Annotated in this window: 13 protein-coding genes and 1 pseudogene; 11 read left to right on the forward strand and 3 right to left on the reverse strand. The window is 70.7% G+C overall.

What is annotated here, in order from left to right; all coding sequences use genetic code 11:
* Nucleotides 1–17 precede the first annotated feature (17 nt).
* On the reverse strand, nucleotides 18–1,619 hold the full coding sequence (locus AB0O07_RS23860) for a glycoside hydrolase family 20 protein (protein WP_365636457.1): 1,602 nt from the start codon (nucleotides 1,617–1,619) through the stop codon (nucleotides 18–20).
* Nucleotides 1,620–2,006: 387 nt separating this feature from the next.
* On the opposite strand from AB0O07_RS23860, the pseudogene AB0O07_RS23865 reads away from it, so the two are divergent.
* From AB0O07_RS23865 to AB0O07_RS23895, 7 genes and pseudogenes are all read left to right on the forward strand, one after another.
* A pseudogene (locus AB0O07_RS23865) lies at nucleotides 2,007–2,522 on the forward strand (2-oxo-4-hydroxy-4-carboxy-5-ureidoimidazoline decarboxylase); the annotation flags it as partial.
* Between the two features lie 315 nt (nucleotides 2,523–2,837).
* Entirely contained in the window at nucleotides 2,838–3,218 is a 381-nt protein-coding gene (gene sdhC, locus AB0O07_RS23870) for a succinate dehydrogenase, cytochrome b556 subunit (protein WP_365636459.1), read from the forward strand.
* A 5-nt stretch (nucleotides 3,219–3,223) separates the two neighbouring features.
* Nucleotides 3,224–3,718, forward strand: coding sequence for a succinate dehydrogenase hydrophobic membrane anchor subunit (locus AB0O07_RS23875; protein ID WP_365636461.1), 495 nt, complete (start codon nucleotides 3,224–3,226; stop codon nucleotides 3,716–3,718).
* A gap of 20 nt (nucleotides 3,719–3,738) precedes the next feature.
* Nucleotides 3,739–5,493, forward strand: a complete 1,755-nt coding sequence (gene sdhA, locus AB0O07_RS23880) for a succinate dehydrogenase flavoprotein subunit (protein ID WP_365636463.1) — start codon at nucleotides 3,739–3,741, stop codon at nucleotides 5,491–5,493.
* Nucleotides 5,493–6,281, forward strand: coding sequence for a succinate dehydrogenase iron-sulfur subunit (locus tag AB0O07_RS23885; RefSeq protein ID WP_365636466.1), 789 nt, complete (start codon nucleotides 5,493–5,495; stop codon nucleotides 6,279–6,281). Before sdhA ends, AB0O07_RS23885 begins: the two co-directional genes overlap by 1 nt.
* Nucleotides 6,282–6,479: 198 nt before the next feature.
* On the forward strand, nucleotides 6,480–7,040 hold the full coding sequence (locus tag AB0O07_RS23890; RefSeq protein WP_365636469.1) for a hypothetical protein: 561 nt from the start codon (nucleotides 6,480–6,482) through the stop codon (nucleotides 7,038–7,040).
* Nucleotides 7,041–7,179: 139 nt separating this feature from the next.
* Entirely contained in the window at nucleotides 7,180–7,770 is a 591-nt protein-coding gene (locus tag AB0O07_RS23895; RefSeq protein WP_365636472.1) for a helix-turn-helix domain-containing protein, read from the forward strand.
* Nucleotides 7,771–7,831: 61 nt separating this feature from the next.
* Here AB0O07_RS23895 and AB0O07_RS23900 read toward each other — a convergent pair whose 3' ends face one another.
* Nucleotides 7,832–9,028, reverse strand: a complete 1,197-nt coding sequence (locus tag AB0O07_RS23900; protein WP_365636475.1) for a nucleotide disphospho-sugar-binding domain-containing protein — start codon at nucleotides 9,026–9,028, stop codon at nucleotides 7,832–7,834.
* 284 nt (nucleotides 9,029–9,312) lie between these two features.
* Between AB0O07_RS23900 and AB0O07_RS23905 the strand changes: the two genes are divergently transcribed.
* The 4 genes from AB0O07_RS23905 (at nucleotide 9,313) to AB0O07_RS23920 (ending at nucleotide 12,879) form a co-directional block, all read left to right on the forward strand.
* Nucleotides 9,313–10,086 (forward strand): glycosyltransferase family A protein, encoded by a 774-nt coding sequence (locus tag AB0O07_RS23905; protein ID WP_365636477.1) that lies wholly within the window; start codon nucleotides 9,313–9,315, stop codon nucleotides 10,084–10,086.
* A gap of 75 nt (nucleotides 10,087–10,161) precedes the next feature.
* On the forward strand, nucleotides 10,162–11,013 hold the full coding sequence (locus tag AB0O07_RS23910) for a helix-turn-helix transcriptional regulator (protein ID WP_365636480.1): 852 nt from the start codon (nucleotides 10,162–10,164) through the stop codon (nucleotides 11,011–11,013).
* 182 nt (nucleotides 11,014–11,195) lie between these two features.
* On the forward strand, nucleotides 11,196–11,990 hold the full coding sequence (locus AB0O07_RS23915; protein WP_365636807.1) for an SDR family oxidoreductase: 795 nt from the start codon (nucleotides 11,196–11,198) through the stop codon (nucleotides 11,988–11,990).
* 196 nt (nucleotides 11,991–12,186) lie between these two features.
* Nucleotides 12,187–12,879, forward strand: coding sequence for a TetR family transcriptional regulator (locus tag AB0O07_RS23920; RefSeq protein ID WP_365636809.1), 693 nt, complete (start codon nucleotides 12,187–12,189; stop codon nucleotides 12,877–12,879).
* A 68-nt stretch (nucleotides 12,880–12,947) separates the two neighbouring features.
* On the opposite strand, the gene AB0O07_RS23925 is transcribed toward AB0O07_RS23920, so the two are convergent.
* On the reverse strand, nucleotides 12,948–14,501 hold the full coding sequence (locus tag AB0O07_RS23925; RefSeq protein WP_365636482.1) for an ABC transporter substrate-binding protein: 1,554 nt from the start codon (nucleotides 14,499–14,501) through the stop codon (nucleotides 12,948–12,950).
* Between the last annotated feature and the right edge of the window lie 102 nt (nucleotides 14,502–14,603).

The raw sequence follows: 14,603 nt of genomic DNA on the forward strand, positions 1-14,603 counted from the left end.
TCAGGTCCCCGGCTCCGTCAGGAGCCCACCTTCTCCGCCAGCGCCGTGAACGCGCTCCAGCTCTCCTTCGGCTTCTCCGCGTCCCACACCTTCTGCGCGACCGCCGCCAGCGGCAGCCGGATCCCCTTCGCCACCTGGTCCTGCGTCTGCGCGTTGGGGAAGTCGCCCCAGACGGCGAACATGCCGCCCTGTATCTGCGGCGAGTACTTCTCGGGCACCGGCTTGGTGCCGCGCAGCACCAGCGGGGTCCACTCCTCGTAGATCCGCTTCCCGGTCGGGTAGACGAAGGTGTTCGGCTCGCCGAGCACGTAGTAGAGGTACTCGTCGTTGAAGTTCACGACCTTGCGGCCCTCGCTCAGATACGCGACCGGCTCCCGCGCCCCGTACTCCTTGCCCGTCCAGTACTGGACCTCCATGCCGGGGTCGGCCTTGACCACCCCGCCCTTGAAGAGGCCGTCGTTCCAGATCTTGAGCTTCTTGCCGTACGGGCGGAGCGCCGCGCCCCGGTCGTTGGTCCAGGCCGTCGTCAGGTCCTGGATGCGCGCCCCGCTCCCGTACTTCTCGACCGCGAGCTTGGCCAGCTTCGGGTACGACGCCTCGGGGTCGGCGACCACGAGCGCCTGGTACTCGTCGGCGCCGAGGTTCCACCACGGGCCCGGGAAGAGCTGGGCGAACTCGCTCTGGAGCTCGTCGATGAGTTTCGCGGACTCCGGGTTGGAGATGTCGATGGCGCCCTGCGTCGCCTTCCCATTGACGTTGCGGAGCTGCAAGGAGGGGTGCTGGCGGAGCACCGCGCCCAGGTGTCCGGGCGAGTCGATCTCGGGGACGACCGTGATGTGCAGCCGGTCCGCGACCGCCAGGATCTGCTTGACCTGCGCCTTGGTCAGATGCTCGGGCGAGACGATCTCGGGGTGGGTGGTGGACTCGATCCGGAACCCCTGGTCGTCGGAGAAGTGCAGACCGAGCTGGTTGAGCTTGAGGTCGGCCATCTCGCGCAGCCGGTCCTCGATCCACCCCGGCGTGTAGTACTTGCGCGCGATGTCGAGGTTGAGGCCGCGCTGGGGCCGCGCGGGCGCGTCCCGTACGACGCCCTCGGGCATCGCGCCGTCGGCCCGTACGGCCTGCTTGAGCGTCCGGGTGCCGTAGAAGACCCCGGCCTGGTCGGGGCCGGTGATCCGGACCTTGTTGTCGCGGGCGGTGAGGGTGTACGACTCGGGGGCGCCGCTGCCGGTCGCGAGCGCCAGCTCGACATCGCCGGGCCGGGCGGCGGTCACGCCCCGGTAGGAGATCTTCAGCTCCTGGGAGAGCAGTTTCCCCTCGTCGGCCAGTCCCTCACTGCCCTTGGCTATGACGACCCCGCTCTCCGGGGCGGGCTTCCAGCCGGGGCCCCGGGCCGCCTCGTGGGCCCGTACGGACGGTATGCCCCGGGGGGCGGTGGAGAGCGGGTAGGAGCGGGTGGGTGAGGGCGTGGCGCTCTCCGCGGCGCTCTCGGCGCGCCCCGTGGTGGTGCCCGCGGCGCCGGCCCGGGCGCTCCCGGAGTCGCAGCCCGCGACGGTGACGGCGGTGGCCAGGGCGAGGGCCGCCGCTCCGGCGGCCCGTATTCCCGGGGATGACCACATCACTCGAACCTCCCATGTGCGGATGTACTGCATAGGTGGGATATAAGCGGGACAAGGTCGACGCGGTTACGCCGAAGGTCCCATGGCCCCGTCCATTCCGCGCGCCGAAACTCTCCCATCCGGGTGAATTTCGCGCGGCCATCGGACGGCCCGCGCAGGGCATCGCTAGCTTTGACGGCGTTTCCGCCCCTTCAGGCTCAACCATTTCGCGGGGAATCACGTCTCCCCTCGTGCAGGTCGTCTGTGCGACGGGGGAGACGTGGGGCACGGGGTGCCGGTCGCGTGTTCCGACACGCGTGTGACACCTGACGCCTTTCGTACCATCCGCCGCCCCGTGGATCACCACTTCGCGCCACTTCCCCGGCACCCGCATACCAGGAGCCTCCGCTGTCCCGCGCACCAGACGCCGGGCGCCCGACGGGCGCCGGCCCCACCCCGCACCCCGGTCTCGCCCGGTTCAACGCCGCGCCGCCCGAGGCCGCCGAGGCCGCGCTGCTCGCCTGCTGCGGCAGCCTCCGCTGGGCCCGGCGGGTCGCGGCGCACCGGCCCTACCCCGACCTCGGCTCCCTGCTCGCCGCCTCCGACGAGGCCGGATACGACCTGCCGCTGGCCGACCTCGCCGAGGCGCTGGCCGCCGAGTCCTCCGCCGTACCGGCGCACCCCGCGCCGCCCAGCGCCAGGACCGCGCTGCGGGCCGCGCACGCCGCGTACGAGAGCAGCTTCGGACACGCGTTCGTGATCGGCCTGGACGACCACCGGCCCGAGGAGCACTTCGACCAGGTCCTGGCCGGCATCCGGACCCGCCTCGCGCACGACCCCGACCTGGAGCGCTCCGTCTCCGCCGAGGAGCTGCGCCGGGTCGCCCGGGGCCGGATCACCCGGCTGCTCGCCGGGCCGGACCCCGGCGCCCCCGGCGCTCCCCCGGGCTCCCCCGGTCCCCCTCCCCCGGCCGTTCCCGGCCAATCAGCAAGCGGATCGGGTCATTCAGCGGGGCGTTCGGCCCGATCCGGGGGTTCCGGGCGGAGCGGTAGCCCGTCCGTGGCTGTTTGATTGCCAGTTTGATCACACCTGTGGGACCCCGCGTAGGGGAACCGACAAGGCGTCGCTACCATTGCCGGGGCCGGTGGACCGTACCCGGCCGGGCGCGACCGACACCACTGTGCTTGATTGAGTAGAAGATGGCGGCCGGCCCCGATCATCGCTCCCGAAGGGTTTTCCGTGCCGGCTGGAACGCTGTACCGCGGCCGGGAAGGAATGTGGTCGTGGGTGGCTCATCGAGTCACCGGCGTGCTCATCTTCTTCTTCCTGTTCGTGCATGTACTGGACACCGCTCTCGTCCGCGTCTCACCAGAGGCGTACGACGACGTCGTGGCCACCTACAAGACGCCGGTCGTGGCGCTCCTCGAATACGGCCTGGTGGCCGCGATTCTCTTCCACGCGCTCAACGGCCTCCGGGTCATCGCCGTGGACTTCTGGTCCAAGGGCCCCCGCTACCAGAAGCAGATGCTCTGGTCGGTCGTGGGTGTCTGGGTCGTCCTCATGGTCGGCGCCCTCTACCCCGTGCTCGGCCACGCCGTACGCGAAGTCCTCGGGAGCTGAGACTGATGTCCACCGACACCACCCCCGCCACCGAGTCCGCCACCGCGATCGGCGAGGTCGAGGGCGCGAGCCTCTACGACGTCGACCACCCCGCCCCGGTCATCGAGCCGCCGCGCAAGCGCACCGGCAAGACCCCGAAGGCGACGCGCGGCAACTTCGAGATGGCCGCGTGGCTCTTCATGCGCCTCTCCGGCGTCGTCCTCGTCGTCCTGGTCATCGGCCACCTGCTCATCCAGCTCGTCCTGGACGGCGGCGTCTCCAAGATCGGCTTCGCCTTCGTGGCGGGCCGCTGGGCCTCGCCGTTCTGGCAGGTCTGGGATCTGCTGATGCTCTGGCTCGCCATGCTGCACGGCGCCAACGGCCTCCGCACGATCATCAACGACTACGCGGAGCGCGCCAACACGCGCCTGTGGCTCAAGGGCCTGCTGTACACCGCCACGGTGTTCACCATCCTTCTGGGCTCGCTGGTGATCTTCACCTTCGACCCGAACATCCGCTAGAGCCGGGGCAGACGAGACCAATGAAGATCCACAAGTACGACACCGTCATCGTCGGCGCCGGGGGCGCCGGTATGCGCGCCGCCATCGAGGCGACCAAGCGCAGCCGTACGGCGGTGCTCACCAAGCTCTACCCGACCCGCTCCCACACGGGCGCCGCGCAGGGCGGCATGGCCGCAGCGCTCGCCAATGTGGAGGAGGACAACTGGGAGTGGCACACCTTCGACACGATCAAGGGCGGCGACTACCTGGTCGACCAGGACGCCGCCGAGATCCTGGCGAAGGAGGCCATCGACGCCGTCCTCGACCTGGAGAAGATGGGCCTGCCGTTCAACCGCACCCCGGACGGCACCATCGACCAGCGCCGCTTCGGCGGTCACTCCCGTAACCACGGCGAGGCGCCGGTCCGCAGGTCCTGCTACGCGGCGGACCGCACCGGCCACATGATCCTCCAGACGCTCTACCAGAACTGCGTCAAGGAGGGTGTGGAGTTCTTCAACGAGTTCTACGTCCTCGACCAGCTCATCACCGAGGTCGACGGGGTCAAGAAGTCCGCCGGTGTGGTCGCCTACGAGCTGGCCACCGGCGAGATCCACGTCTTCCAGGCGAAGGCGGTCATCTACGCGTCCGGCGGCACCGGCAAGTTCTTCAAGGTGACCTCGAACGCGCACACCCTGACCGGCGACGGCCAGGCGGCGTGCTACCGGCGCGGGCTGCCGCTGGAGGACATGGAGTTCTTCCAGTTCCACCCGACGGGCATCTGGCGCATGGGCATCCTGCTGACGGAGGGCGCCCGTGGTGAGGGCGGCATCCTCCGCAACAAGGACGGCGAGCGCTTCATGGAGAAGTACGCGCCCGTCATGAAGGACCTCGCCTCGCGCGATGTCGTCTCGCGCTCCATCTACACGGAGATCCGCGAGGGCCGTGGCTGCGGTCCCGAGGGCGACCACGTCTACCTCGACCTCACCCACCTGCCGCCGGAGCAGCTCGACGCCAAGCTCCCCGACATCACCGAGTTCGCCCGGACGTACCTGGGCATCGAGCCGTACACGGACCCGATCCCGATCCAGCCGACCGCGCACTACGCCATGGGCGGCATCCCCACCAACGTCGAGGGCGAGGTCCTCCTCGACAACACGACGGTCGTCCCGGGGCTGTACGCGGCCGGCGAGGTGGCCTGTGTGTCGGTGCACGGCGCCAACCGGCTCGGCACCAACTCGCTCCTCGACATCAACGTCTTCGGCCGCAGGTCGGGGATCGCGGCGGCGGCGTACGCGGCGGAGAACGACTTCGTCGAGCTGCCCGAGGACCCGGCCTCGCTGGTCCAGGAGCAGGTCGAGCGGCTCCGCGCGTCCACCGGGAACGAGCGGGTGGCGACGCTCCGTCTTGAGCTCCAGGAGTGCATGGACGCCAATGTGATGGTGTTCCGCACGGAGCAGACCATCAAGACGGCCGTCGAGAAGATCGGCGAGCTGCGCGAGCGCTACCTGAACGTCTCCGTCCAGGACAAGGGCAAGCGGTTCAACACCGACCTGCTGGAGGCCATCGAGCTGGGCAACCTGCTCGACCTGGCCGAGGTGATGGCGGTCTCCGCGCTCGCCCGCAAGGAGTCGCGCGGCGGTCACTACCGCGAGGACTACCCCAACCGTGACGACGTGAACTTCATGCGCCACACCATGGCGTACCGCGAGGTCGGCGACGACGGCAACGAGTCGATCCGTCTCGACTACAAGCCGGTCGTCCAGACCCGCTACCAGCCGATGGAGCGTAAGTACTGATGGCTACCCCGACCCTGGACAAGCTGAGCGAGCTGGAGGCGGACTCCACCTCCTCCCACCTGATCGCGGTGACGTTCCGGATCCGCCGGTTCAACCCCGAGGTCTCCGCGGAGGCCGAGTGGCAGGACTTCCAGATCGACATCGATCCGAAGGAGCGCGTCCTCGACGCCCTCCACAAGATCAAGTGGGATGTCGACGGCACCCTCACCTTCCGGCGCTCCTGCGCGCACGGCATCTGCGGCTCGGACGCCATGCGCATCAACGGCCGTAACCGGCTGGCGTGCAAGACGCTGATCAAGGACATCGTCTCGACGGACAAGAGCGGCGCGGTCACCAAGCCGGTCACCATCGAGGCGATCAAGGGTCTGACGGTCCTCAAGGACCTCGTCGTCGACATGGACCCGTTCTTCCAGGCGTACCGCGACGTGATGCCCTTCCTGGTCACCACCGGCAACGAGCCGACGCGGGAGCGCCTCCAGTCCGCCGAGGACCGGGAGCGCTTCGACGACACCACCAAGTGCATCCTGTGCGCCGCGTGCACGTCGTCGTGCCCGGTGTTCTGGAACGACGGCCAGTACTTCGGCCCGGCCGCGATCGTCAACGCGCACCGCTTCATCTTCGACTCGCGTGACGAGGCGGGCGAGCAGCGTCTGGAGATCCTCAACGACAAGGACGGCGTGTGGCGTTGCCGCACGACGTTCAACTGCACGGACGCCTGCCCGCGCGGTATCGAGGTCACGAAGGCGATCCAGGAGGTCAAGCGCGCGCTGATCACGCGTCGCTTCTGACACCCGGTCACCAGAGGTGTGCCGGGCGGCGGACGGCTCCCGTCCGCCGCCCGGGCCGACGGCCCGTTCCGGTACGGATTTCCCTGTGGACTCCGTACGGGAACGGGCCGTCGGTGTGTCAGGATCGTGGCGAGATAAACGCGAGCGGCGTGCCCATGGGCCGGTGGGCCAACGGGCCAGGAGGAGCGGGGAAAAGAGATGACGGAGCCGAATCCGTACACGGATGGCGAGTACAAGTGGGGTCCGGCCCAGCAGCCGGGTCCGCCCCGGCACACCCCCGGGACGCCGGAGTACGACTTCCCGCAGCCGACCCTCGCCGAGGGTCACTCCATGAGCCCGCCGCCGTCCCACGCGTACGCGGACACCAGCCCCAACTACGTGCCGGCGCCCATGAGCAGCGCGAACGCGGGCGGCCCGCCGCTGCTGGCGATCGGCGACATCACGGTCTCGGGCGACACGATCATCACGCCGGCGGGGACGATGCCACTGAAGGGCGCGGTCTGGAACGCCACGGACATGTCCCGCACGGAGGAGAAGATCCCCACGCACGCGATCGTGCTGGCGATCATCTTCGGTCTGCTCTGTCTGGTCGGCCTCTTCTTCCTGCTGATGAAGGAGAAGCGGACGACGGGCTTCATCCAGGTCATGGTCACCAGCGCGGGGAAGCACCACTCGACGATGGTCCCGGCGGTGGGCCCGGACTCGTTCCAGATGCTGATGGGCCAGATCAACTACGCCCGCTCGCTGAGCAGCATGTGACACCCGGACCGGGGGCCCCGTCCAGGGCCCGCCGGTCCCGTGGAGAGCCCGGAGGGGGGCCGGGTACGGGTCGAGCGCGTCTCCGCCGCCAAGTGAATGAACGTTCATTTGTGTCTTATTGTCCTACGGAGGAGGGCCGGTGCCCAAAGTCAGCCAGGAGTACCTGGACGCCCGCCGCAGAGGCATCGTGGAAGCGGCCCGCACCGTCTTCGCCGAGAAGGGGTTCACGGCAGCGCCGATGGCGGCCATCGTCAAGGCGTCGGGGTTGTCGACCGGCACGTTCTACCGGTACTTCCCCAGCAAGGCGGCGCTGGTGGCCGAGATCGTCGGCGGGCGGGACGGCACGGAGGAGGGCGGCTTCCCGGCCGGCGAGACCCCGCGCGAGCTGCTGCGCCGCCTCACCTCGTACGTGACGCCGCCCGGCGCCTCCGTGGACCACGCGCGCCTGGTCATCCAGATCTGGGCGGAGGCGGCGGTCTCCGAGGACCTGGCGGCCGTCGCCGTCTCCCGGCACACCGCGCTCCGCGACCACCTGGCCCGCCTGTACGCGCGGACCCGCGAGGACGCGCGGAGGGAGCCGACGGCGGCCGGCCCGGAGCCGACGGCGGCGGACACGACCCGGGCCGAGGCGGCACTGGCCGCGCTCGTCGGCTACGCCGTCCTCGCCTCCGTACGCGCCCCCACGGACTTCGCGGCGCTGGGCCGGGAGATCGAGACGTCGTTCGGGTGAGGCCTCCAGGGGACCGGCCCCTGAGGGGGCGGGCCCCCGAGGGGCCGGCCCCCTGACGGGGTCACCCCGCGCCCGTACCGGCCCCCGCACCGGCTCCCGCGCCGGCCTCCGCGACCAGGGCGTCCAGTACGTCGGCGGGGCTCGGCAGGGTGGCGATGCGCTCGGCCGCGTCCTTCGCGGCGGCGCGGTAGCGGTCGTCCGCCAGTATCCGGGCCAGGCCCGAGGAGACCGTCGCGGGGCTGTCGGCGACGACCGAGACGCCCGCGGCCTCCGTACGGGCCGCGGTGATCGGCTGGTCGGCGCCCTGCGGCCAGAGGACCATGGGCACCCCGTGGCTGAGGGCCGCCAGGACGGTGCCCGAGCCGCCGACGCCGACCACCGCGTCCACGCCGTCGAGCAGGTCCCGGATCGGCGCGAAGGGCACGTACCGCGCCTCGCCCACCGTCCCGCTCGCCGTCCCGCCCACCGCCCCGTCGGAGGCGTCCGGGGAACCCCGGTCGGCGGAGCCTCCGGCAGGGGCGGCCCCCACCGGCCCCCGCGAGATCCCGAAGCCCAAGGTGACCAGGGCGTTGGCGTTCTGCGCGGTGACGGCGTCGACCACGGTCCTCAGCAGCTCGGGCTCGGAGAAGATGGTCCCGAGGGTGACGAGCACACGCGGCCGGGTCGAGTCCGTGAAGTCCGGCGCCGTCCATGTGGCGCCGGGGCGGCGGTGGGCCTCCGGCCGCACCGGCCAGTGGCGTACGTCACCGGCGGGCCCCGCCCACTCCGGCCCCTGGAGCAGCGCAGGGCACGGGTCGACATAGCTCCGGGGCGGCACCGGCCGCGCCCCGCGCGCGGCGTACCGGGGGGCCGCCGCTCCGGCTATGCACGCGGCGAACGGGGCGGGCATGGCCGGCCCGAGCCCCACCTCGTACCACGGCACGTCCAGGACCGCCGCCAGGAGCGGGCCGACCGCGTCGTACGACTCGGCGACGACGACGTCCGGCTTCCACTCCGACCCGGCCGGGATCGCCTCCTCGGCGGTGAGGTCGATCCGGGTGGCGGCGAAGATCTCCCCGACCTCGTCCGGCGTGGGATTCATGACATCGTGGCCCACCCGCCGCGCCGCCTCGGCGAGGAACTCGGCGGGCATGGGCCCGGCGGGCAGGTGCTCCACGGCCGGGGGCAGCTCCTCGGCCACCACCCGCGCCATGCCCCCGCCGGTGACCAGGGCCACCTGGTGCCCACGGCCGACCGCCGCCCGGATCAGCGGGGCCATCGGTAAAAGGTGACCGTGTGCCGGGGTCGCGCTGAAGAGTATGCGCATGAAAGTCCTCACTATCGTTGGAGCCGTCATCGCTGTAGCCGTCATCGTTGTGCCGTCTCCGCAACCATGTCCGCCCCCTCGGACACTCCGCACCGCACACCAGGGCGGGACATGAACGAACTTTCTCCCCCCGTCCCAGTGTTTGAATAGACCGCAGCTCCGTGGCCCCGCGCCCCGTGGCCCCCTCGCTCCGTAGCCCCATCGCTCCGTAGCCCCGCCGATCAAGGAGAAACGCCGTGCCCCTGGTGTCCGTAGTGATGCCCGTCTACAACTCGGCGGCCACGCTGGGCGCGGCGGTCCGGTCGGTGCTCGCGCAGACCCACACCGACCTGGAGCTGCTGATCACCGACGACCAGTCGTCCGACAACTCCATGGAACTGCTCAGGGAGTTCGCGCGAGAGGACAAGCGCGTACGGCCGGAGTCCGCACCCGAGCGGGGCGGCGCGGGCCGGGCCCGCAATCTGGCCATCGAGCGGGCCCGGGGCGACTACGTGGCGTTCCTCGACAGCGACGACATGTGGCTCCCGGAGAAAACCGAGCGCCAGATCGCCTTCGCCGCGGCAGGCACCGCCCCCCTGACGCACACCTCGTACTACAAGATGGACGCCGACTACGCGGGGGAGAGCACCACCTTCACCCCCAACGGACGCGTGGTCCGGGCCCGGGAACACGTGGACTACCGCGCGATGCTGGTCCAGGACCACATCGGCGCGCTGACCGCGATGTACGACCGCAAGGCCCTCGGCACCCGGCTGATGCCGGAGATGCGGAAGCGGCAGGACTACGCGCTCTGGCTGTCGATCATGCGCGACGGCGCCGACGCCCGGGGCCTCCCCGAACCGCTGGCGGTCTACCGGGCCCACCAGGCGAACTCCCTCTCCTCCAACAAGCTCTCGCTCATCCCGTACAACTGGTCCCTCTACCGCGACCACGAACACCTCTCGATCCCCCGCTCCACCCGCGCCCTGGCCGGCGCCGCGTGGCACTCGCTGCGCAAGTCGCGGATCTAGGGCCTGTCGGCAAGCTCCGCCCCGTCGCGGCACTGGGCCCCGTCGCCCCCAGGGCGGCGGGCGTACGATGGCGGGATGGCCGGTACGATCGATGTGCGCGCCGAGATCCGGGAGTTTCTGCGGTCACGTCGCTCCCGCATCACGCCCGACACGGCAGGACTGCCCGCGTACGGCGGCAACCGCCGGGTCAAGGGGCTCCGCCGCGAGGAGGTGGCGCTGCTCGCAGGGGTGTCGGTCGATTACTACGTGCGTATGGAGCGCGGCGCCCTGTCCGGTACCTCCGAGGGCGTGCTCGCCGCGTTGGCCTCGGCCCTGCGACTCGACGACGCGGAGCGCGATCACCTGTTCCACCTCGCGCGCCAGTCCGGGGGAGCCGGCGGCCGACGCCGCCGGGGCCCCGCGGTGACGGTGCGCCCGGCGCTGCAAAAAGTGCTCGACGCCATGACCGACGCACCCGCGTGCATCCGCAACGGCCGCCACGACGTGCTCGCCATGAACCAGCTCGGCCGAGCCCTGTACGCACCGGTGCTGGCGGATCCGCGGCGCCCCGCCAACATCGCGCGGTTCGTGTATCTGAACCCCGACGCGGCCAGGGCGTTCTTCGTCGATTACGACCAGATGACACACAACGCGGCCGCGGTACTGCGCATGGAATTCGGCCGCGATCCGCACGACGGGGAACTCCTCGCCCTGGTCGGTGAATTGTCGGCGTGCAGTGAGCTGTTCCGGCGGCAGTGGGCGTCTCGGGACGTGCGGCTGCACGGATACGGCAGCAAGCGGGTGAACCATCCGGTGGTGGGCCGGCTCGACCTGGATTTCGAGTCCATGGATCTGCCCACCGACCCCGGCCTGCACCTGAATGTCTACACCGCACCCGCGGAGGGGCCGGCCGCCCGCAATCTGGCCCTGCTGGCTTCGCGGTCCTGAGGGAGGCCCTCGCAGTACCCGTATCAGCAGGGTCTCGCCCGCCTCCCGGAAGGCTGCCTAATCTCTGTACCGGCTCCCGGCCCGGCAGGAAATCCTCGACAGGAAATCCGCGGCACGAAATCGGTGCGGGCCGGTCTGCCTTATCCCAGAGGCTTTTCTCCATGCGACGAGAAAGACGGCAAGTGATGGACATCCCCTTCACCACGCATACGGAACTATTCGATCTGCGGGGAAAGCGCGCGCTCGTCACCGGTGGCACCAGAGGCATCGGAATGATGATCGCGCGTGGCCTTCTCCAGGCGGGCGCCCGCGTGGTCGTCAGCTCACGCGACGCGGAGGCGTGCGCCCAGGCGCAGGAGCGGCTGTCCGCGTTCGGTGAGGTGCGGGCCATCCCCGCCGACCTGTCCCGCCACGACGAGTGCCGGCGGCTCTCCGGCCTCGTCACCGCCGGCCCGGAGCCCCTCGACATCCTCGTCAACAACGCGGGCACCCTGTGGGACGAGCCGCTGGAGACCTTCCCGGACGCGGCCTGGGACTCGGTCGTCGACCTCAATCTGAAGGCGCCGTTCTGGCTGGTCCAGGCGCTGCTGCCGGCACTGCGCGAGGCGGGCACCGCCGACGATCCCGCGCGGATCATCAACATCGGCAGCATCGCGGCCATCCACATCCCCCAGCGGCCCAACTACTCGTACTCCAGCAGCAAGGCCGCGCTGCATCAGCTCACCAGGGTGCTCGCCAAGGAACTGGGACCGCAGCGGATCACCGTGAACGCCGTGGCACCGGGACCGTTCCCGTCGGCGATGATGGCCACGACCCTCGACGAGCTGGGCGAGGCGATCGCCGCGGCGGCCCCCCTGCGCCGGATCGGCCGCGCCGACGACATGGCGGGTGTCGCCGTGTTCCTCGCCGGCCGGGCAGGCGCGTACCTGACGGGCACCGTGATCCCCGTCGACGGCGGCATCGCCACCACCGCGTAGGCCGCCCGACCGGGGCGGCCGTCCCCCGGCGGCGCTCCGGTCGCCGCGCCGCGCTCCCCGTGCGGGCCTCCTACTAGGCTCGGGCAGTGTGAAGGACGAGACGGACCAGCGGGGTCAACGGGGCCAGAGGGGCCAGCGGGGCGCCAAGGATGGCAAAGGGGCCGGTACGGCCAAGAGTGAGCAGACGCGTACGCTCATCCTGGAGACCGCGCTGCGGCTCTTCCAGGAACGCGGGTACGACAGGACGACCATGCGGGCCATCGCCCAGGAGGCCGGGGTCTCGGTCGGGAACGCGTACTACTACTTCTCCGGCAAGGAGCACCTCGTCCAGGGGTTCTACGACCGGATCGCCACCCAGCACCGCGCCGCGATCCGGGGCGTGCTCGCCCGGGAGACCGGGCTGGAGGCGCGGCTCGGCGGGGTGCTGACGGCGTGGCTGGACATCGCGGAGCCGTACCACCGGTTCTCCGCCCAGTTCTTCAAGAACGCCGCCGACCCCGACAGCCCGCTGAGCCCCTTCTCCCCCGAGTCCGGGCCCACCCGGGAGGCCGCCATCTCCGTGCACCGGGATGTGCTGGCCGGCTCCGCCACCAAGGTCGACCCCGAACTGCGGCTCGCCCTGCCCGAGTTGATGTGGCTGACCCAGATGGGCCTGGTCCTGTACTGGGTGTACGACCGCTCCCCCGGCGCCGAGCGCACCCGCCGCCTGGCGCTGCGCGGCGCCCGGCTGATCGCACGCGGCGCCGCGCTCTCCCGGTTCCGGGTGCTCCGGCCGCTCGTACGGGAGGTTCACGAGTTGTTCGTCGAGTTCCTGCCGGGGATGGCGGGGATGGCGGGGGCGGCGGGGATGGCGGGGGCGGCGAAGCTCCCCGCCGACCGTACGGAGTAGTCGCCGACCGTGCGGAGTAGCCGCCGGCCGTACGAGCAGCCGCCGCCGTACGGGCCAGGGCCCCCGCGTCACACCCAGCCCAGGCTCCACAGCCGCCAGATCCCCGTCCCGTCCGACAGATACTGCGCGCCCGTCACATCCTCCGTGCTGAGCACGTAGTCCTTCTTCTGCCACAGCGGCACCATCGGCACGTCCTCCGCGACCACCCGCTGCAAGGTCTTGAAGTCCTGGGCCGCGCGCCCCCGTTCCTCGAACCGCTGCGTCGCCCGGATCAGCTCCTCGGTCCGGTCGCTCCTGTACCCGTTGTGCAGGATCGAGCCGCTGCCGATGAGCGGCTGTACGAAGTTGTCGGGGTCCGGGAAGTCCGGCACCCACCCCACCGTGTACGCGTCGAACGCGCCGCCGGAGAAACCTTTCTGGAACTCCGTCCACTCCTTCTCGACGGTCTCCACCTTGAACAGGCCCGTCGCTTCGAGCTGTTGCTTCAGCTCCTCCGCCTCCGGCTTCGCCGCCCCGCCCTGCGCGTATCCGAGGGTGAAGCTCACCGGCGTCGTGACGCCCCCGGCCTGGAGCAGGGCGCGGGCGCGCGCCGCGTCCGGTTCCGGGTAGTCGTCGAAGAACGGGGTGCTGTGCGACGTGATGCCCTGCGGGATCAGCGAGTAGAGCGGCTCGACCGTCGAGTCGTACACGGTGGAGACGATCTTGGCCCGGTCGACCACGGCGGCGACCGCCCGGCGCACCGCCTTGTCGGCCATCGGCGAGCCGGAGCGCGTGTTGAGGACCAGGTTCCGGATGGCGGCGCTCTCGGACTCGCTGACCCGGGTGCCGTCCCCGGCGCTGTCGAGACCGGCGATCACGTCCGGCGGGAGCTGCCGCGTCGTGACGTCGATCGTACGGGCCCGCCAGGCGGTGGCCAGTGCCTCGGAGGTCTTGAAGTACTCGATGTCCACCGGGCCCCCGGTCGCCCCGACCGCGCCCCGGTACTCCGGGTTGGGCCGCAGATGCGCGGAGGAGCCCGGCAGATAGCGTTCGAGGAGGTACGGTCCCGAGCCGCTCACCCCGTCGCCGGTGAGCAGCGCGTCCGCCGGGTACTGGGTACGGTCCACGATCGCGCCGGCCCCGGTGGCCACCTTGAGCGGGAACGTGGCGTCGCGCGAGCGGAGCCGGAAGGTCACCGTCAGCCCGTTCGCCGTCACCGACTTGAGCGTCGCGAAGAGCGGCGCGGGGCCCGCGTCCGCCTTGATCGCCAGCACGCGGTCGAAGGAGTACTTGACGTCCTCCGCCGTCATCCTCGCGCCGCTGCGGAAGTGGATGTCGCTCCGCAACTCGCAGCGGTATGTGGTGAGTTCCGTACCGACGAAGCCGCAGGAACGGGCCGCGTCCGGAACCGGGGTGATGGCGGAGGGTTTGAACGTGAGCAGCGACTGGTAGATGTTGCTGAACAGCGCCCAGGAACCGGCGTCGTACGCCCCGGCCGGGTCGAGCGACGTGACGACGTCACTCGTGCCGACGGTGATGGTCTTCGCTCCCGCCTTGTCGGACGGCAGGAGCTGCCAGCCGCCCACGCCCGCGACCACCAGTACCAGACATGTGACAAGTATCCGAACACGGACCGACCGCATTGCTGTGCCCCTCTATCACGCCCACCCCTGACCGTGATGGCGCTCACCCAACCACAAGGGTCTGTGCCTGTGGAAGGGATGTGGAGGCTCTCACAGGCAACG

The sequence above is a fragment of the Streptomyces sp. NPDC093085 genome (genome assembly GCF_040683935.1).
Classification (GTDB): domain Bacteria; phylum Actinomycetota; class Actinomycetes; order Streptomycetales; family Streptomycetaceae; genus Streptomyces.

Bases quoted from the DNA above. Each gene is read 5' to 3' on its own strand.
- AB0O07_RS23860 (WP_365636457.1), bottom strand. From the start codon at position 1,619: ATGTGGTCATCCCCGGGAATACGGGCCGCCGGAGCGGCGGCCCTCGCC.
- AB0O07_RS23875 (WP_365636461.1), top strand. From the start codon at position 3,224: ATGTCCACCGACACCACCCCCGCCACCGAGTCCGCCACCGCGATCGGC.
- sdhA (WP_365636463.1), top strand. From the start codon at position 3,739: ATGAAGATCCACAAGTACGACACCGTCATCGTCGGCGCCGGGGGCGCC.
- AB0O07_RS23885 (WP_365636466.1), top strand. From the start codon at position 5,493: ATGGCTACCCCGACCCTGGACAAGCTGAGCGAGCTGGAGGCGGACTCC.
- AB0O07_RS23890 (WP_365636469.1), top strand. From the start codon at position 6,480: ATGACGGAGCCGAATCCGTACACGGATGGCGAGTACAAGTGGGGTCCG.
- AB0O07_RS23900 (WP_365636475.1), bottom strand. From the start codon at position 9,028: ATGGCCCCGCTGATCCGGGCGGCGGTCGGCCGTGGGCACCAGGTGGCC.
- AB0O07_RS23910 (WP_365636480.1), top strand. From the start codon at position 10,162: ATGGCCGGTACGATCGATGTGCGCGCCGAGATCCGGGAGTTTCTGCGG.
- AB0O07_RS23925 (WP_365636482.1), bottom strand. From the start codon at position 14,501: ATGCGGTCGGTCCGTGTTCGGATACTTGTCACATGTCTGGTACTGGTG.